General features: G+C 56.6%; 18 protein-coding genes. 9 read left to right on the forward strand and 9 right to left on the reverse strand.

Annotated features, from left to right (window positions below; genetic code table 11):
• Positions 1-426: 426 nt before the first annotated feature.
• Positions 427-993: a D-glycero-beta-D-manno-heptose 1,7-bisphosphate 7-phosphatase gene (gmhB, locus tag CWM57_RS20665; protein WP_100631598.1), complete on the reverse strand. Its 567-nt coding sequence runs from the start codon at positions 991-993 to the stop codon at positions 427-429.
• Positions 994-1,181: 188 nt separating this feature from the next.
• Between gmhB and metN the strand changes: the two genes are divergently transcribed.
• The 7 genes from metN to CWM57_RS20700 all read left to right on the forward strand — a co-directional run bounded on the left by metN (position 1,182) and on the right by CWM57_RS20700 (position 7,670).
• On the forward strand, positions 1,182-2,213 hold the full coding sequence (gene metN / locus CWM57_RS20670) for a methionine ABC transporter ATP-binding protein MetN (protein ID WP_061155683.1): 1,032 nt from the start codon (positions 1,182-1,184) through the stop codon (positions 2,211-2,213).
• Positions 2,206-2,859, forward strand: a complete 654-nt coding sequence (locus tag CWM57_RS20675) for a methionine ABC transporter permease MetI (RefSeq protein ID WP_061155684.1) — start codon at positions 2,206-2,208, stop codon at positions 2,857-2,859. Before metN ends, CWM57_RS20675 begins: the two co-directional genes overlap by 8 nt.
• Before the next feature lie 43 nt (positions 2,860-2,902).
• Positions 2,903-3,718, forward strand: a complete 816-nt coding sequence (metQ, locus tag CWM57_RS20680; protein WP_074386822.1) for a methionine ABC transporter substrate-binding lipoprotein MetQ — start codon at positions 2,903-2,905, stop codon at positions 3,716-3,718.
• Positions 3,719-3,825: 107 nt separating this feature from the next.
• Positions 3,826-4,233, forward strand: coding sequence for an Rcs stress response system protein RcsF (rcsF, locus tag CWM57_RS20685; RefSeq protein ID WP_061155686.1), 408 nt, complete (start codon positions 3,826-3,828; stop codon positions 4,231-4,233).
• The gene (tsaA, locus tag CWM57_RS20690) at positions 4,230-4,937 is read left to right on the forward strand and encodes a tRNA (N6-threonylcarbamoyladenosine(37)-N6)-methyltransferase TrmO (RefSeq protein WP_100631599.1); all 708 of its coding nucleotides are present in this window, start codon (positions 4,230-4,232) and stop codon (positions 4,935-4,937) included. The genes rcsF and tsaA overlap by 4 nt, the downstream gene beginning before the upstream one ends.
• 112 nt (positions 4,938-5,049) lie before the next feature.
• The gene (proS, locus tag CWM57_RS20695; RefSeq protein ID WP_074386824.1) at positions 5,050-6,768 is read left to right on the forward strand and encodes a proline--tRNA ligase; all 1,719 of its coding nucleotides are present in this window, start codon (positions 5,050-5,052) and stop codon (positions 6,766-6,768) included.
• Positions 6,769-6,827: 59 nt separating this feature from the next.
• The gene (locus CWM57_RS20700) at positions 6,828-7,670 is read left to right on the forward strand and encodes a YaeF family permuted papain-like enzyme (protein ID WP_074386825.1); all 843 of its coding nucleotides are present in this window, start codon (positions 6,828-6,830) and stop codon (positions 7,668-7,670) included.
• 130 nt (positions 7,671-7,800) lie between these two features.
• On the opposite strand, the gene nlpE is transcribed toward CWM57_RS20700, so the two are convergent.
• Genes nlpE through CWM57_RS20715 form a run of 3 tightly spaced genes read right to left on the reverse strand, consistent with a single transcriptional unit; the run spans position 7,801 to position 9,497 of the window.
• The gene (gene nlpE / locus CWM57_RS20705; RefSeq protein ID WP_100631637.1) at positions 7,801-8,499 is read right to left on the reverse strand and encodes an envelope stress response activation lipoprotein NlpE; all 699 of its coding nucleotides are present in this window, start codon (positions 8,497-8,499) and stop codon (positions 7,801-7,803) included.
• Between the two features lie 42 nt (positions 8,500-8,541).
• Positions 8,542-8,955, reverse strand: a complete 414-nt coding sequence (gene arfB / locus CWM57_RS20710; protein ID WP_074386826.1) for an alternative ribosome rescue aminoacyl-tRNA hydrolase ArfB — start codon at positions 8,953-8,955, stop codon at positions 8,542-8,544.
• Positions 8,952-9,497, reverse strand: coding sequence for a YaeQ family protein (locus CWM57_RS20715; protein ID WP_074386827.1), 546 nt, complete (start codon positions 9,495-9,497; stop codon positions 8,952-8,954). Before CWM57_RS20715 ends, arfB begins: the two co-directional genes overlap by 4 nt.
• A gap of 196 nt (positions 9,498-9,693) precedes the next feature.
• Here CWM57_RS20715 and CWM57_RS20720 point away from each other — a divergent pair, with 196 nt between their 5' ends.
• Both CWM57_RS20720 and rof read left to right on the forward strand, forming a co-directional pair.
• Positions 9,694-9,894 (forward strand): YaeP family protein, encoded by a 201-nt coding sequence (locus tag CWM57_RS20720; RefSeq protein ID WP_002889429.1) that lies wholly within the window; start codon positions 9,694-9,696, stop codon positions 9,892-9,894.
• The gene (gene rof, locus CWM57_RS20725; protein WP_002889424.1) at positions 9,881-10,141 is read left to right on the forward strand and encodes a Rho-binding antiterminator; all 261 of its coding nucleotides are present in this window, start codon (positions 9,881-9,883) and stop codon (positions 10,139-10,141) included. The genes CWM57_RS20720 and rof overlap by 14 nt, the downstream gene beginning before the upstream one ends.
• A gap of 12 nt (positions 10,142-10,153) precedes the next feature.
• Here rof and tilS read toward each other — a convergent pair whose 3' ends face one another.
• From tilS to dnaE, 5 genes are all read right to left on the reverse strand, one after another.
• Positions 10,154-11,473, reverse strand: coding sequence for a tRNA lysidine(34) synthetase TilS (gene tilS, locus CWM57_RS20730; RefSeq protein ID WP_165784236.1), 1,320 nt, complete (start codon positions 11,471-11,473; stop codon positions 10,154-10,156).
• A gap of 53 nt (positions 11,474-11,526) precedes the next feature.
• Complete coding sequence (locus CWM57_RS20735; protein ID WP_002889387.1) at positions 11,527-11,916, reverse strand: VOC family protein; 390 nt, start codon at positions 11,914-11,916, stop codon at positions 11,527-11,529.
• Positions 11,917-11,962: 46 nt separating this feature from the next.
• A complete protein-coding gene (locus CWM57_RS20740; RefSeq protein ID WP_061156413.1) occupies positions 11,963-14,116 on the reverse strand; it encodes a lysine decarboxylase LdcC in 2,154 nt (717 codons plus the stop codon).
• Between the two features lie 113 nt (positions 14,117-14,229).
• Positions 14,230-15,189 carry an acetyl-CoA carboxylase carboxyl transferase subunit alpha gene (gene accA, locus CWM57_RS20745; RefSeq protein ID WP_061155694.1) on the reverse strand — a complete coding sequence of 320 codons (960 nt, stop codon included), beginning with the start codon at positions 15,187-15,189 and terminating at the stop codon, positions 14,230-14,232.
• A 12-nt stretch (positions 15,190-15,201) separates the two neighbouring features.
• Positions 15,202-18,684, reverse strand: coding sequence for a DNA polymerase III subunit alpha (dnaE, locus tag CWM57_RS20750; protein WP_061155695.1), 3,483 nt, complete (start codon positions 18,682-18,684; stop codon positions 15,202-15,204).
• Positions 18,685-18,696 lie beyond the last annotated feature (12 nt).

The following is an 18,696-nucleotide window of genomic DNA, read 5'->3' on the forward strand; positions in this document are numbered from 1 at the left end:
CATGTGTTAGGCCTGCCGCCAGCGTTCAATCTGAGCCATGATCAAACTCTTCAATTTAAGTTTGATGCTCGTGAATTAAACTTCGTAATGAATTACGTATGTTCACTCAGAGACTTGGTATTCATTTATTGTCCGAAGACATTAAGAATCCATGTCACTTTGAGTGCCCACACAGATTGTCTGATAAATTGTTAAAGAGCAGTTGCGACGCGCTTTAGCGCTCTGTCGCGAGGTGGCGTATATTACGCTTTCCTCTTTCAGAGTCAACCCTGAATTTCAGGATTTTTCTCTTCAACCGAACCGGCTGTTTGTGTGAAGTGATTCACATCCGCCGTGTCGATGGAGGCGCATTATAGGGAGCTCTCCGGGAATGACAAGCGGAAAAATACAATTTTATTTCAACCGCTCATCTTTTAAACGCAACGCTTATTTTTGCTGCTTTTTAATCGCCGCAGGCAGCTCTGCCAGGCTATTTAGCACCCAGTCAGCCGCTTTTTCCGCTTCTTCAGTAAGGGGCTTACCGGTACGCACCAGCACTTTAGTACCGACATCCGCTGCGGCGGCGGCCTGCATATCTTCCAGTTTGTCCCCTACCATATAGGAAGCGGCCATATCGATATGCAGAAAATCACGTGCAGAGATCAGCATCCCCGGATGTGGTTTACGGCAATCACAGGTCTGGCGGTACTCCTCCACCGTACCCTGCGGATGATGCGGGCAATAGTAGATACCATCCAGGTCGACACCACGGTCCGCCAGAGACCAGTCCATCCATTCGGTCAGCGTTTCAAACTGAGCTTCGGTAAATTTGCCGCGAGCAATACCGGACTGGTTAGTGACCAGCACCAGCGCGTAGCCCATCTCTTTTAGTTCGCGCATCGCGTCAATGACGCCATCGATAAATTCAAAATTGTCGATTTCGTGGACGTAACCATGATCGATATTAATCGTGCCGTCACGGTCGAGAAAAATTGCGGGTACTGACTTTGCCACCGGTTTGCTCCTGAAAAAGGCTAATGCCGTTAGTATCGCATGTTTCGGCATGCAAGAAAGTGCTCATTATAAAGAGTCAGATTGATTTAGACGTCTGGATGCCTTAACATCCATTTCATTGACAGGCATCGCCTGGATACGGCAGAAGAAAATGCCACGGCAAACGGCTAAACGATAATAAATAACTGATGATTAAACTTTCCAATATCACCAAAGTGTTCCAGCAGGGGAATCGCAGCATTCAGGCGCTGAATGACGTCAGCCTGCATGTCCCTGCCGGACAAATTTATGGCGTCATCGGAGCCTCCGGCGCCGGTAAAAGTACGCTGATTCGCTGCGTCAACCTGCTGGAGCGCCCGACCGAGGGCAGCGTACAAGTTGACGGTCAGGAATTGACTGCTCTGTCGGAAAAAGAGCTAACCCGCGCGCGCCGTCAGATTGGCATGATTTTCCAGCATTTTAACCTGCTGGCTTCCCGGACCGTTTTCGGCAACGTGGCGTTGCCCCTGGAACTGGATAACACCCCGCAGGCTGAAATCAAACGCCGTGTCACCGAGTTGCTGGATCTCGTCGGCCTGGGTGATAAGCACGACAGCTACCCGGCTAATCTCTCTGGTGGCCAGAAACAGCGCGTCGCCATTGCCCGCGCGCTGGCCAGCAACCCGAAGGTATTGCTGTGCGATGAAGCCACCAGCGCTCTCGACCCGGCCACCACTCGTTCCATTCTCGAACTGCTGAAAGACATTAACCGTCGTCTGGGACTGACCATTCTGCTAATCACCCACGAAATGGATGTGGTGAAACGCATCTGCGACTGCGTGGCGGTGATTAGCAACGGCCAGCTTATTGAGCAGGACACGGTAAGTGAAGTCTTCTCCCATCCGAAGACGCCGCTGGCCCAGCAGTTCATTCAGTCGACTCTGCACCTGGATATTCCGGATGACTACCAGGCACGCCTGAAACCTACCGCCGCAGCGGACAGTGTACCGATGCTGCGCATGGAATTTACCGGCCACTCCGTCGATGCGCCGCTGCTCTCTGAAACCGCGCGTCGCTTCAATGTGAATAACAACATTATTAGTGCGCAGATGGATTACGCCGGTGGCGTGAAGTTCGGCATAATGCTGACCGAAATGCACGGTACACAGGAAGACACTCAGGCGGCCATCGCCTGGCTGCAGGAACACCATGTAAAAGTAGAGGTATTGGGATATGTCTGAGCCAATGATGTGGCTGCTGTTGCGCGGCGTGTGGGAAACGCTGGCAATGACCTTTGTCTCCGGCTTCTTCGGCTTTGTCCTTGGTCTGCCGGTGGGCGTGCTGCTGTATGTCACGCGCCCTGGGCAAATTGCCGCCAATGCCAAACTCTATCGTACCTTGTCGGCGGTGGTGAATATTTTCCGTTCCATCCCGTTCATTATCCTGCTGGTCTGGATGATCCCGTTTACTCGCATAATCGTCGGCACCTCGATCGGCCTGCAGGCGGCGATCGTGCCGTTAACAGTCGGCGCCGCGCCGTTTATCGCCCGCATGGTGGAGAACGCCCTACTGGAGATCCCGACCGGGCTTATCGAAGCTTCCCGCGCGATGGGCGCCACACCGCTGCAGATTGTCCGCAAGGTCCTGCTGCCTGAGGCGCTGCCGGGTCTGGTCAACGCCGCCACCATCACCCTCATTACTCTCGTGGGCTATTCCGCCATGGGCGGTGCGGTGGGCGCCGGTGGTCTGGGGCAGATTGGTTATCAGTACGGTTATATCGGCTACAACGCCACCGTGATGAATACCGTACTGGTATTACTGGTTATTCTGGTTTATCTAATTCAATTCTCTGGCGATCGTATCGTCCGGGCTGTGACTCATAAATAACGTTATTGGCAGACAACACTCATTCTTACAGGAAGGAAATAACATGGCCTTTAATTTCAAAACCTTTGCGGCAGTTGGCGCGTTAATCGGTTCTCTGGCGCTGGTGGGTTGCGGTCAGGATGAAAAAGATCCGAATCATATTAAAGTCGGCGTTATCGTCGGGGCGGAACAGCAGGTCGCTGAAGTTGCGCAGAAAGTGGCAAAAGAGAAGTATGGCCTCGACGTTGAGCTGGTCACCTTTAACGATTATGTGCTGCCAAACGAAGCGCTGAGCAAAGGCGATATCGACGTGAACGCCTTCCAGCATAAACCGTATCTCGATCAGCAGATTAAAGACCGTGGCTATAAGCTGGTCTCCGTTGGCAACACCTTCGTCTATCCGATCGCGGGTTACTCGAAGAAAATCAAATCGCTGGACGAACTGCAGCCGGGCTCGCAGATCGCCGTCCCTAACGATCCGACCAACCTCGGCCGTTCCCTGCTGCTGCTGCAGCAAGTGGGTCTGATTAAACTGAAAGAAGGTGTAGGCCTGCTGCCAACCTCTCTGGATGTGGTAGAGAACCCGAAAAACCTGAAGATTGTTGAGCTGGAAGCGCCGCAGCTGCCGCGTTCTCTGGACGATGCACAGATTGCGCTGGCCGTCATCAACACCACTTACGCCAGCCAGATTGGCCTGACCCCGGCGAAAGACGGTATCTTTGTTGAAGGCAAAGAGTCTCCTTACGTGAACCTGATTGTGGCGCGCGAAGACAATAAAGATGCTGAGAATGTGAAGAAATTCGTTCAGGCTTACCAGAGCGATGAAGTTTACGAAGCGGCGAACAAGATCTTTAACGGCGGCGCAGTGAAAGGCTGGTAATCTTTTCTCACCGTAATATCATTCAGGACGGGCTTCACGCCCGTCTTGTCATTTATGCAAGCACCTGATTCAATAACGCCCTGTTTTTTATTCATTGAGGAAATACTATGCGTGCTTTACCGGTCTGTTTGTTAGCACTCATGTTAAGCGGTTGTTCCATGCTAAGCAGATCCCCTGTTGAACCTGTTCAAAGCACTGCAACCCCCCCGGTTAAATCTGAGCCGAGCAAACCACGCGTAACCCGTCCGGCGCCGGTACGTATTTATACCGATGCGTCAGAGCTGGTGGGAAAACCGTTCCGCGATCTGGGTGAAGTGACTGGTGAGTCATGCCAGGCCTCAAATCAGGATTCCCCACCGAACATCCCAACCGCCCGCAAGCGTCTGCAGGTGAATGCGGCACGCATGAAAGCCAATGCCGTCCTGCTTCACCGCTGCGAAGTGACCAGCGGCACGCCAGGCTGCTACCGTCAGGCGGTTTGTCTGGGCTCGGCGCTTAACGTTTCGGCACAATGAGTGCATTCCAGTTTGCGCAGATAGGCGTTATCCGCTCGCCGTATAAAGAGAAATTTGCCGTTCCTCGCCAGCCTGGGCTGGTTAAGCACGGCGGCGGAGAACTGCATCTGGTCGCGCCCTACAATCAGGCCGACGCCGTGCGTGGCCTGGAAAACTTCAGCCATCTGTGGGTCCTGTTTGTGTTTCATCAGACCATGGAAGGCGGCTGGCGTCCGACGGTGCGCCCTCCCCGACTGGGAGGCAATGCACGGATGGGCGTCTTTGCCACCCGTTCGACGTTTCGCCCTAACCCCATCGGCATGTCGCTGGTTGAGCTGAAAGGCATTCGTTGTCAGAAGGATCAGGTGATCCTGGAACTCGGTAGCCTCGATCTCGTCGACGGGACGCCGGTGGTTGATATCAAACCGTATCTTCCTTTCGCCGAAGCCCTGCCGGATGCCAGCGCCAGCTATGCGCAACAGGCGCCGCTGGCGGGTATGAACGTCAGTTTTACACCGGAAACAGAAGCGCAGTTACTGACCCTGGAAAAACGCTACCCGCATATCAAAGCGTTTATTCGCGAAGTATTGGCACAGGATCCGCGCCCAGCCTACCGTAAAGAGGAAGAAGCAGGAAAAAATTATGCCGTCTGGTTGCTGGATTTCAACGTCCGCTGGCGGGTGATCGCCTCTGGTTTTGAAGTCTTTGCCCTCGAAGCGCGCTAATTTTATTTTCCTCTCTTTTGGCATCTTTGCCACACTGGTAAACTAAACCACTTTTTTTGTTTCAGGCTGGGCAACCAGCCTGTTCCGCTCGTTTAACTGGAACCGTTACAACATGCGTACTAGCCAATATCTGCTCTCCACTCTGAAGGAGACACCTGCCGACGCCGAGGTCATCAGCCACCAGCTGATGCTGCGCGCCGGGATGATCCGCAAGCTGGCCTCCGGGTTATACACCTGGCTGCCGACCGGCGTGCGCGTCCTGAAAAAAGTCGAAAACATCGTGCGTGAAGAAATGAACAACGCCGGTGCGATCGAGGTGTTAATGCCGGTCGTTCAGCCCTCTGAACTGTGGCAGGAGAGCGGTCGCTGGGAGCAGTACGGCCCGGAACTACTGCGCATTGCCGATCGTGGCGATCGCCCGTTCGTCCTCGGTCCAACCCACGAAGAGGTCATTACCGATCTGATTCGCAACGAGCTGAATTCTTATAAGCAGCTGCCGCTGAACTTCTATCAGATTCAGACCAAGTTCCGCGACGAAGTGCGCCCGCGTTTCGGCGTGATGCGCTCCCGTGAATTCCTGATGAAAGATGCTTACTCTTTCCATACCTCTCAGGAATCGCTGCAGGAAACCTACGACGCGATGTATACCGCTTACAGCAAAATCTTCAGTCGTATGGGGCTGGATTTCCGTGCGGTACAGGCTGATACCGGTTCTATCGGCGGCAGCGCCTCTCATGAATTCCAGGTGCTGGCGCAGAGCGGCGAAGACGATGTGATCTTCTCCGACAGCTCCGACTACGCGGCAAACATCGAGTTTGCCGAAGCCGTTGCGCCAAAAGCGCCGCGCGCAGCCGCCACCCAGGAGATGACCCTGGTTGATACGCCGAACGCCAAAACCATCGCCGAACTGGTTGAGCAGTTCAACCTGCCGATCGAAAAAACCGTGAAGACCCTGCTGGTGAAAGCGGTTGAAGGTAGCGCCTTCCCGCTGGTTGCCCTGCTGGTGCGCGGCGATCACGAGCTGAACGAAGTGAAAGCGGAAAAACTGCCGCAGGTCGCCAGCCCGCTGACCTTCGCCACCGAAGAGGAGATCCGCGCTCTGGTGAAAGCCGGTCCGGGCTCCCTGGGTCCGGTGAACCTGCCGATCCCGGTGGTTATCGACCGTACCGTTGCGGTGATGAGCGATTTCGCCGCTGGCGCCAACATCGATGGCAAACACTACTTCGGCATCAACTGGGATCGCGACGTTGCCACGCCGGAAGTCGCCGATATTCGTAACGTCGTCGCTGGCGATCCGAGCCCGGACGGCAAAGGTACCCTGCTTATCAAGCGCGGTATCGAAGTGGGTCACATCTTCCAGTTGGGTACTAAGTACTCTCAGGCGATGAATGCCGCCGTACAGGGCGAAGATGGCCGTAACCAGATCCTGACCATGGGCTGCTACGGTATTGGGGTGACCCGCGTGGTGGCCGCTGCTATCGAGCAGAACTTCGACGATCGCGGGATTATCTGGCCAGACGCCATCGCGCCGTTCCAGGTGGCGATTCTGCCGATGAATATGCACAAGTCCTATCGCGTGCAGGAGCTGGCCGAGAAGCTGTACGCCGAGTTGCGTGCGCATGGCATCGATGTGCTGATGGACGACCGTAAAGAGCGTCCTGGCGTGATGTTCGCTGATATGGAGCTGATCGGTATCCCGCACACTATCGTGCTGGGCGATCGGAACCTCGATAACGATGATATTGAATACAAGTATCGTCGCAACGGTGAGAAGCAGCTGATTAAAACCGGTGATATCGTGGAATATCTGGTTAAAGCGATAAAAGGCTAAGCAACCACCTCAGGGCCCTGAACGGATGTCAGGGCCTTTTTTTTACAAGGACAGTACCCATGACTGCACCTATCCTGAGCAGCGGACTGCTTACTTCCGCCCTGCTACTGCTTACCGCCTGCACCGTAGACGTCGGCCGCAGCGCCGCTTCCGCATCCGCTACCGAGGGCCGCTCCCCGCCATGGGCTGTCACCCTCCAGCGTCAAAGCTCGATTGCCGGCAGCGGGCTCCACGAAATTGACGAAAGCGATCTCCGTTCCGGCGACCTGCTCTTCTCGTCCAGCCTGGGTATCACTTCGCTTGGGATCCGCGCCTTCAGCGCCTCTTCCGTTAGCCACGTCGCACTGTATCTTGGCGAGGGTCAGATCGCGGAAGCCACCGGCGCTGGCGTACAGGTGATTTCTGTTCAGCAGGCGCTGGCGCACAGCGATAAACTCTTTGCCCTCAGGGTGCCCGACCTGACGCCGGACCAGGCAACGGCGATGAAAAATTTTGCCTGGCAGGTCAAAGACAGCGGGTATAACTATCGCGGCATTATTCAGTTTATCCCTTATATGGTCACCAAACCGCTCTGCTCGCTCAACCCTTTCTCGCGTAACTTTCGTCAGCAGTGCGTGAGCGGCCTGGCCAAAGCGCAACTGGGCGATGCGGCAAGCGCCGACAAGAAAGCGTGGTTTTGCTCGGAGTTTGTCAGCGAGGCCTTCGTCAGAGCCGGGCATCCACTGACCCTGGCGCAGGCGGCGTGGATCAGTCCTTCTGATTTGCTGCACATGCGGGAAGGAGACGTCGCCACGTTTAAACCCGAAACGCAGTTGCAGTATGTCGGGCATCTGAAACCAGGCGTTTATCTTCAGGCCGGGAAGCTGGTGGGGCTGAATAAACCGAAGACAGATGTGAAGTGAAAAAACGATTTGCGCTTTTCCGCCAGCCAGACCCACGCTCACTGTTGATGTGACAGGGCGAATCGCAGGAGCAAGCTGGTGGTAGCTGGGGGGATCATCCCCTGCCCGGTCCCGGGCAGGGGCCTGACAATCAGTGGCTGCAGTCTTTTCCTGGGATAAATTTGCCGTCTTTATCTGTCATCAGCGTCTTCATCATTTCGCCGGTATCCGGGTTCGCCTCGAGGGTAAAGTGCCCCTCCACCACCAGCAGCACCGGTCGTGAATCATTGCCGCGGGCAGCGGCATAATCCCGCTCAAGCTGGGCATTGTTCGCCACCGCGACGCGTTTACCGGTCGCGCAATCGGTAAAGGTTGCCGCATCGGCCATATAGAAATACATGCCGCGCATCGCCATCGGGGTGGTCGGCAGGCTGGCCTTCACCGGCTCCAGGGTATAATTGAGAGGAGACTGAACGGGGCTCCCGCTGCGGTCAAGCATCTCCAGCTTGTCGCCCTTCGCGCGAAAATATGATTTCTCACCTTTGCTGTCGGTCAGCACCAGTTTATCCGCTGTGCGAGCCCAGGTGCCATAAGAGGCAAAAGATGACGGTTCACGACGGGCGCCCTGGTAGTGCTCGTTCATCACCCAGGTACCGTCTTTTTCCAGGAACAGCGAGGTTTCAATACCTTCACAATCCGCGCAAGGCAGCACCCCACGCCAGCTTTGCTGCATCGGTTTGAGCTCTTCCATCGCCGCTGGCTGTACGGTGTCAGTCTCGGCGCGATGGTTACAACCAAACAGCGCGAACAGCGAACAGGCCGCTATCACGGAGAATACGATTTTTTTCACTTTGCTTTCCTTATCATCCATTCCACCCGTTCACCATCGCCTTCACTGGCGAACTTTCCCACGCAGCGCTTTAACTGAGGACTTTTGTGCCTTGGAAGCAAGGCGTCGCTCTTTGGATGCCCGAGTCGGTCGCGTCTCCCGGCGACTTTTTTGCACTGCGGTTAATTCTTTTATGAGGGCCACCAGCCGCGAGATCGCCGCTTCGCGGTTCATCTCCTGGCTGCGATATTCCTGAGCCTTAATGATAACCACACCGTCAGCAGAAATTAAGTGGTGGCTGGCGGCGAGCAGGCGCTCCTTGTCATGCTCTGGCAAGCTCGAGGCTTTGATATCGAAGCGCAGATGGATCGCCGTCGACGCTTTATTCACATGCTGGCCCCCGGCCCCCTGGGCACGAATGCCTTCCAGCGTGACTTCATCATCGGCAATGGTCACGCTGCGGCTAATGGTAATCATGCTGATGCTTGCCAGGCCGTTAAATGAATTTCCAGATTATTCCGAGCGTCGGATAACCAGATAGCGCCGTCCTGCAGAGTGGCCTGCAGCGTCATGGTGCGATCGGCAAAGGCGCTAAGCTGCGCCAGTTGCGCATCATCAAGATACCAGATGGTCAGCTTCGGGTACGCCGCAAGCTTGTTCTGATTCTGCTGCCACCAGATTTCAGCGGCCCGGCTATTATAGGCAAACAGCGCCACCGCCTGCGCCCGGGAGCAGGCTTTCTTGAGACGTTTCTCGTCCGGCAGCCCCAGCTCAATCCACAGATCGATGCCCAAATGGTCGTTTAGCTGCCACAGCTCCGGTTCATCATCCGAGGATAACCCCCGGGTAAACTGTAGCCGCTCATCGGCATATTTGATCCACGCCAGCAGGCGCAACATCATGCGCTCCTGGGTTTCCGAGGGGTGCTGCGCCAGCGTCAGGTTAGCATCCAGAAACTGGTTGCGATCCAGATCGGCTACATTTACCGCGGCTTTATATATCGTCGCTTTCAGCGCCATGAATAAACTCCTGAAAAGAATGGCGTACATTGTAGCGAAACTGGCGGCAAAAGGCTGTCGTCAATCGCAGCAACCTGTTTCATCCTGCTGAAATTGCTTAAATGACTATGATATAGTTCCCTTGCTAAACAGAGTTTATCTTCGTAGGCTTAAACTTGCATCCCACGGTTGAGTCAGAACGCTGACAGGAGGGCATGTGGACCACTATTGTGAGTTAATACGCAAGCGGTATGCGGAAATAGCCAGCGGAGACTTAGGGTATATCCCGGATGCGCTGGGTTGCGTGTTGAAAGTATTGAATGAGATTGCGGCGGATGAGGCCCTTTCGGAGTCAGTCAGGGAAAAGGCCGCTTATGCGGCAGCAAACTTACTGGTGAGCGATTATGTCAATGAATGATACTTATCAACCCATTAACTGCGACGATTACGACAACCTGGAACTGGCTTGCCAGCATCACCTGGTGCTGACGCTGGCGCTGAAGGATGGTGAACAGCTGCAGGCGAAGGCCAGCGATCTAATCTCGCGTAAAAATATCGAGTATCTGGTGGTCGAACTCGCCGGCAACGTCCGCGAGCTACGCCTGGATAAAATCGCCAGCTTCAGTCACCCGGAAATCGGCACCGTGGTGGTGAGCGAATCCTGAATCAAAACGGGCTTAACCGCCCGTTTTCCTCCATGCCAGCCTGACCCCTTCCCCTTCCCCTTCCATGACGGCACCTTCTTTGGCCACAAACAGATCGTCCGCTGCGGCAATCAGCGTTTCGCCGTAAAACAGCAGCGGCGTGGTGTCTCGTCGCCACGGAGCAACGCCCAGCTCCTGCCAGATCTTCTTCAGCTTACGTCCGCCGTGGCGCCCGACGATATGCAGGCGGCCGCTGGCGCGAAAGCGGATAGTGACCGGCTCATCCGCAGACGGCGGGCGCAACGTCCCGCCGGGCTGCAGCATCAGCTCGCCGAGACCGTCTGCCAGCCGCAGCGGCTGGCGCCAGTTGGGCCAGTGCTGGACACTTTCCGTCTGGCCGGGAAGATACTTCACCCAGTACAAACGCTGTTGAAAACGACGAACGGTAAATTCCCCCAGCCGCAGACAAGGGCTGGCATCTTCCCGCGCCAGCGCCACCTCATGCCAGAGGCGCTCAGGCACCTCGCGGGCCGGCATCGGCGCCTGATGCCCGGCGAGCCAGCGACGCAGCAGCGCCGCGCGACGGGGTGGGCTCATCGACGTCAGCGGCGTGATAGCCAGCGAGCCATCTTCGGCCACCAGCGACGCCAGCTCCGCCGCCAGCATTTCGTCCAGCAGTTGTTCCTGCTCGGCGCACAGGCTGGCGCTGCGGGCGACGGCCTCGCTAAAGTGCGGCCAGCGCTCGCGCAGGACCGGGATCACCCGCAGGCGCAGAAAGTTGCGGTCATAGGTATCGTCCTGATTGCTCTCATCTTCAATCCACGAGAGCTGATGGGCGAGTGCCCACTGGCGTAGCGATTCGCGGGTTTCATTGAGGAGAGGACGCAGTAGTCGGCTGCCGGCAAAGGCAGAGGATGCCGCCATCGCCGACAGACCGGTAGGACCGCTGCCGCGTTTTAACGCCAGCAGCAGCGTTTCGCACTGGTCATCCTGGTGCTGGGCGGTCACTAACACCTCGCCGGCGTTGAGCGTATCCTGAAAAGCCTGATAGCGCGCCGCGCGGGCATGGGCCTCCACGCCCAGACCACCCCGGGCTAACGTCACGTGATGCACCACCAGCGGTACCTGCCACTGCTGGCAGATCTGCCGACAATGCGCCACCCAGTCGTCTGCATGGGCGCTCAGGCCATGGTGAACATGCACTGCCCGCAGCGTCAGCGAGGGATCCTGCTCCCGCAGCAGCACCAGCTGGTGCAGGAGAACCGTCGAATCCAGACCACCGCTGAAGGCCACCAGCAGCTGGCGATGGGGATGAAGCGTATGCGCAATATCAGCCGTCATATCCACGAACATACCGAGAAGTGATGGCCCGGCACGTTACCGGGCCAGGGTCGCGCTGGCAAGGTTTACTGCTGATATATTTCCAGCGGCAGGTCGTCCGGATCGCTAAAGAAGGTAAAGCGTTTACCGGTAAAGGGATCGACGCGAATTGCTTCACACTCGACGCCATGGGCCGTCAGATGCGCCACCGCAGCGTCGATATCATCCACGCTAAAGGCCAGATGACGCAACCCACAGGCTTCGGGGCGACTGGGTCGGGCCGGCGGAAACGGGAACGAGAACAGCTCAATCACGTACTCGCCATTGAGCGCCAGATCGCCCTTCCAGGAGTCGCGCTCGGCGCGATAAAACTCACTTTGCAGCGTAAACCCCAGAATATCGCAATAGAACGCTTTACTGCGGGCGTAGTCCGTCGCAATGATGGCAATATGGTGAACCCGTTTCAAACCCAGCATGGTCAAACTCCTTCTGTTAAGCCAGCCACGTTACTCGTGCGCGCCGTTAACGCGCAAGCCTTTCGTCATTTTTTAAGACTCGTACCCGATACACGCCGTCCTCATCGCGCTTCGCACCGTGAATATCAGTCTCAAAACCCGGGTAATGACGGCCGATGGAGCAGAGCATCAGCAGGAAATCGAGCACTGCCCGGCTCTCCTCCGTGATCATCTCTCCCGGCATCAGCAGCGGTACGCCCGGTGGATAAGGGAGGATCATGTTGGCCGAAATCCGGCCCACCAGGTTCTCCAGTTCAATCGTTTCCACCTCACCCTTGATCTGGCGCTGCCAGGCGTGATGCGGCGTCATTTTCATTTCCGGCAGGACGTCAAAGGCGCTGAGCATCAGCTGCGGCAGCTGGTGCTGACGGATCAAGCGGTGGATCCCCTGCGCCAGGTCCTGGATCCGCATGTTGCGGTAGAAGTCGGGATCTTCCGCGTACAGATCCGGCAACATATTTTTCACCCGCAGATTGAGATCGTAGGCGCGTTTGAACTCTGTCAGACCGCGCAGCAGCCCCATCGCCCGGGTTTTATCAATACCGATGCTGAACAGGAACAGCAGGTTATAGGGGCCCGTTTTTTCCACCACCACGCCCCGCTCGTCGAGGAACTTCGCCACCAGCGCCGCCGGGATCCCCTCTTCATCCATATTCCCCTGCTCGTCCATGCCCGGCGTCAGAATGGTGACCTTCACCGGATCGAGATACATATGATCCGCATCGGCATCTTTGAAACCGTGCCAGTCTTCGCCAGGCGCCACCGGCCAGCACTCGGCTTTATCCACCGCTTCCGGCTGCCAGATATCAAAGAACCAGCCGTCCGACTCCTCGCGCAGTCGCTGCACCTCTTTGCGGAAGTCCAGCGCTCGCTCAATGGAGCGCTGGATCAGACGCTTACCGGAGTTACCGCGCAGCATCGCCGCTGCGGTCTCAATCGACGCGACGATGGGATAGCTCGGCGACGTAGAGGTATGCATCATAAAGGCTTCATTAAAGGTCTCTTCATCATAGTTGCCCTTAATGTGGATCAGCGAGGCCTGCGACAGCGCGGCCAGCATCTTATGCGTGGACTGCGTCTCGAAGATGACTTTCCCGGGGATCCGCTCACCGCTCATGCCGCTTTTCCCCTGATATATCGGATGGAAATGGGTATACGGCACCCAGGCGGAATCGAAATGGATCGACGGGACGTCGAGCGTCTCCTTAAGCCAGGTGGTGTTATAGAGCAGGCCATCGTAGGTGGAGTTAGTGATCACCGCATGCACGGGCCACTGCGCCCCACCCGTGTCGCGCACTTTCTGGTGAATGCTGTCGCGGGTAAATTCGCGCCGGGGGATACCGCCGAGAATCCCCAGCGCGTTGCGGGTCGGCTTCAGCCACAGGGGAACCACATCGCTCATCATCAGCAGATGGGCCAGTGATTTGTGACAGTTACGGTCAATCAGCAGCGTGCTGCCGGCGGGCGCCGAGTACATACCGACAATTTTGTTGGACGTCGAGGTGCCGTTGGTCACCATGTAGCTCTGTTCAGCGCCAAAGGCGCGGGCAATATACTCCTCCGCCTCCAGATGCGGGCCGGTATGATCCAGCAGCGACCCCAGCTCGGTTACCGAAATCGAAACATCCGCCTTTAACGTATTCCCGCCAAAGAAATCATAGAACAGGCAGCCCACCGGGCTTTTCTGATAGGCGCTACCGCCCATATGGCCCGGTGTACAAAAGGTATACTTCCCCTCCTGCACATAGTTGAACAGGGCGCGGGTAAACGGCGGGGTGATATTGTCCAGGTACTCGCGCGTGTACTGCCCGATGCGGGTGGCGATCTCTTCGGAGAGTCCCAGCGCATATTCGAAGAACCACAGCGTCATGCGCAGATCCTGACTACTGACGTCCATCGTCGAGTGGGCGTTAATAAAGGCGTACAGAGGCAGATATTCATTGAGCTGATTAATGTCGCTGCACAGATCGACACTGTATTCATCCCAGTCGAAAATCACCCCACAGATGCGCGGGTTGTGCTCAATAAACTGCAGCAGGTCGGCGCTGTTTTGCGGCCAGATGGTCTGAAAGCCCTGGCGTTGCAGCGCCGCTTCCAGTTCTTTGATCGGTTCGTCTTTGTGATAGACGCCGTGAGGCCCCATGATGGCGATGATATTCACGCTTTCCTCCTGGTATTCACCTAAGTCAAGCATCATAGCAATCCCCTCGGCGCATCGCACATAAAAAAAGGGCCGGAAAATCCGGCCCTTAGTGTTTTGCGCTCGCGAAAAACTTAGGCGTAACCGTAGCTCATCAGGCGCTGATAGCGGCGGTTCAGCAGCTCTTCTTCGCTGAGCAGATCGAGATCGGCCAGGTCTGCCAGCAGCTGCGCTTTCAGGCTCGCTGCCATCACTTCCGGGTTGCGGTGCGCGCCGCCCAGCGGTTCCGGAACGATAGAGTCAATCAGCTTCAGCTCTTTCAGACGCGGCGCGACAATACCCATCGCTTCCGCGGCCAGCGGTGCTTTATCCGCGCTTTTCCACAGAATGGACGCGCAGCCTTCCGGCGAAATGACCGAATAGGTGCTGTACTGCAGCATGTTAACCTTGTCGCCCACGCCAATCGCCAGCGCGCCGCCGGAGCCGCCTTCACCGATCACGGTGCAGATAACCGGCACGCTAAGACGCGACATTTCACGCAGGTTGCGGGCAATCGCTTCAGACTGGCCGCGCTCTTCCGCACCAACACCCGGATAGGCGCCAGGGGTGTCGATGAAGGTGATGATCGGCATTTTAAACCGCTCAGCCATCTCCATCAGGCGCAGCGCTTTGCGATAGCCTTCCGGGGCCGGCATACCAAAGTTGCGACGGATCTTCTCTTTGGTTTCGCGACCTTTCTGGTGGCCGATGATCATCACCGGACGACCATCAAGACGCGCAATACCGCCGACAATCGCTTTATCGTCAGCGTAGGCGCGGTCACCGGCCAGTTCGTCAAACTCGTCGAACGCCAGGCGGACATAATCCAGGGTATAGGGACGACGTGGATGGCGCGCCAGCTGGGCTACCTGCCATGCACCAAGATCGGCGAAGATTTTGCGCGTCAGCTCTACGCTTTTCTCGCGCAGACGATGCACTTCTTCGTCGATGTTAATATCCAGTTTCTCATCCTGACGGCTTACCGCAGTCAGGGAATCGATTTTCGCTTCCAGCTCTGCAATCGGCTGTTCAAAATCTAGGAAATTCAGACTCATAGTATTCCTGTATTAGTCAAACTCCAGTTCCACCTGCTCCGAGCCGATAAGGCCACGCAGATCGTTAAGTAAACGATCGCTCGGAGAGACGCGCCATGTTGCGCCGAAACGCAACCGCGCGCGTGCATCCGCCCTCTGATAGTAGAGGTGCACTGGAATGGTTCCCGAACGGTGGGGTTCCAGAGACTGACGGAGTCGGTTTAAAAGCTGGTCATCAATTTGCCTGTCCGTCAGCGAGATAGCAAGCCCGCGAGCATATTTTTCCCGGGCTTCGTCAATGTCCATGACTTCGCGGGCGGTCATTTTAAGCCCCCCGCTAAAGTCATCAAAGCTGACCTGTCCGCTGACGATAAGTATGCGGTCTTTTTCCAGCAACTGCTGATATTTATCCAGCGCGTCGGTGAACAACATCACCTCCAGACGCCCGGAACGGTCATCCAGCGTACAGATGCCGATACGATTGCCGCGCTTGGTGACCATTACCCGCGCCGCAATCACCAGCCCCGCCGCCGTGGTCACTTTACCACGATCGGTCGGATGCATGTCTTTGAGCCGCACGCCACCGACGTAGCGCTCGATCTCTTTCAGGTACTGGTTAATCGGGTGACCGGTCAGATACAGCCCCAGGGTTTCCCTTTCACCATCCAGCACCACCTGCTCAGGCCACGGCTGGCAGCTGGCGTAGGACTGTTCAATTTGCTCAGGCTCTTCCGCCAGCACGCCGAACATATCGGCCTGGCCAATGGCCTCCGCTTTCGCGTGCTGGTCGGCGGCTTTTAACGCATCGCCCAGCGAATTCATCAGCGCTGCGCGATGCGGACCGAGACGATCGAACGCCCCGGACATAATCAGTTTTTCCAGCACCCGACGGTTGAGCTTTTTAATATCGGTCCGCGCGCAGAGGTCGAACAGCTCGCGGAAATAACCGCCATTGTTGCGCGCCTCAATGATCGCTTCGATCGGCCCTTCGCCAACGCCTTTGATGGCGCCGATGCCGTAGACGATCTCACCGTCATCATTGACGTGGAAATGGTACAGGCCGGAGTTAATATCCGGGGGCAAAATTTTCAGCCCCATACGCCAGCACTCATCCACCAGACCAACCACCTTCTCAGTGTTGTCCATATCGGCGGTCATTACCGCCGCCATAAACTCAGCCGGATAGTGCGCCTTAAGCCATAGCGTCTGGTAAGAGACCAGCGCGTAGGCAGCGGAGTGCGATTTGTTAAACCCGTAACCGGCGAATTTCTCCACCAGGTCGAAGATTTTTATCGCCAGTTCACCATCAACACCGTTTTTCCTCGCCCCTTCTTCGAAGGTGCCACGCTGCTTGGCCATCTCCTCCGGTTTTTTCTTACCCATCGCACGGCGCAGCATATCTGCGCCGCCGAGGGTATAACCGGAAAGCACCTGGGCAATCTGCATGACCTGTTCCTGATACAGGATAATGCCGTAGGTCGGCTCCAGCACCGGTTTCAGGCTCTCATGCTGCCACTGTACGTCCGGGTAGGAAATCTCTTCGCGGCCGTGCTTACGGTCGATAAAGTTATCTACCATTCCCGACTGCAGCGGGCCCGGACGGAACAGAGCCACCAGCGCGATCATATCTTCGAAGCAGTCAGGCTGCAGACGCTTAATCAGATCTTTCATGCCGCGTGATTCAAGCTGGAAGACCGCGGTGGTTTCCGAGCGCTGCAGCATGTCGAAGCTTTTCTTGTCATCCAGCGGGATAGCGGCAATATCCAACGGCCCTTCGCCGTTCTTCGCCCGCCGCTTGTTGATCATCTCCAGCGCCCAGTTAATGATAGTGAGCGTACGCAGACCGAGGAAGTCGAATTTTACCAGCCCGGCGTATTCGACGTCGTTCTTGTCAAACTGGGTAACCGGATGCAGCCCCTGCTCATCGCAATACAGCGGCGCAAAGTCGGTGATTTTAGTGGGAGCGATAACCACCCCACCGGCGTGTTTACCGGCGTTTCGCGTCACCCCTTCCAGCTTACGCGCCATGTCGATCAGCGCTTTAACTTCTTCGTCCGCCTCGTAGATTTCCGGCAGCTGCGGTTCGGCTTCAAACGCTTTCGCCAGCGTCATGCCCGGATCGGGCGGCACCAGCTTGGAGATACGGTCGACAAAGCCGTACGGGTGACCCAGCACACGGCCCACGTCGCGGATAACCGCTTTCGCCGCCATGGTACCGAAGGTGATGATCTGCGATACCGCATCGCGGCCATACATGTCCGCCACATGCTCAATAACCTGGTCGCGTTTCTCCATGCAGAAATCGACGTCGAAGTCGGGCATCGAGACACGCTCCGGGTTAAGGAAACGTTCGAACAGCAGATCAAATTCCAGCGGATCAAGATCGGTGATTTTCAGCGCGTAGGCCACCAGTGAACCGGCGCCGGAACCACGGCCCGGGCCAACCGGTACGCCGTTATCCTTCGACCACTGGATAAACTCCATGACGATCAGGAAGTAGCCCGGGAACCCCATCTGGTTGATGACCTGGAGTTCAATATCCAGACGCTCGTCATACGCCGGGCGCTTTTCAGCACGTACGGCAGGATCCGGGAAGAGGAATTCCAGACGCTCTTCCAGACCCTCTTTCGATTTCATGACCAGGAAATCTTCGGTGGTCATATCGCCCGTCGGAAACTGCGGCAGGAAATATTCACCAAGCCGCACGGTGACGTTGCAGCGTTTGGCGATCTCAACGCTGTTTTCCAGCGCTTCCGGGATATCGGCGAACAGCTCGCACATCTCCTCCTCACTGCGCATATATTGCTGCGGCGAGTAGTTGCGCGGGCGTTTCGGGTCGTCGAGCGTGAAGCCGTCGTGGATCGCGACGCGGATTTCATGGGCGTCGAAATCGCTGGTGTCGAGGAAGCGGACATCGTTGGTCGCCACCACCGGCAGGCCACGCGCTTCCGCCAGCGCCACCGCGGCGTGGAGATAGGACTCTTCATCCTGACGACCGGTGCGGATCAGCTCAAGAAAATAACGGTCCGGGAAATGCTCTTCATAGAACGCGACACACTGTTCCACTAAAGGCATATTGCCGCGGATCAGGCTAACACCAACGTCGCCTTTACGGCCGCCGGAGAGCAGAATCAACCCTTCCTGATGTTCTACCAGCCAGTCGCGGTCAATCCACGGCCCCAGCGCGCCGTAGCCGCGCTGGTAGGCGCGGGAAATGAGCAGTGTCAGATTCTGATAACCCGCATTATTCGCCGCCAGTACAGTCAGCTCGGTAAACTCGTCGCCGAGCAGGTCGCACTGCACGTGAAAGTCGGCGCCGACAATCGGCTTAATGCCCGCGCCGTGTCCCGTCCCGTAGAACTTCACCAGCCCACACAGGTTGGTGAAATCGGTGATCGCCAACGCAGGCATGCCAAGCGAGGCCGCCTTTTTCACCAGCGGCCCGGTCTTTGCCAGCCCATCGATCATGGAATAGTCGCTGTGCACCCGCAGGTGTACGAAACGTGGTTCAGCCATCTTTAGATCCCG

Origin of the sequence: Klebsiella sp. G-Nf4 (genome assembly GCF_002810615.1) — a bacterium.
GTDB lineage: Bacteria > Pseudomonadota > Gammaproteobacteria > Enterobacterales > Enterobacteriaceae > Klebsiella > Klebsiella variicola.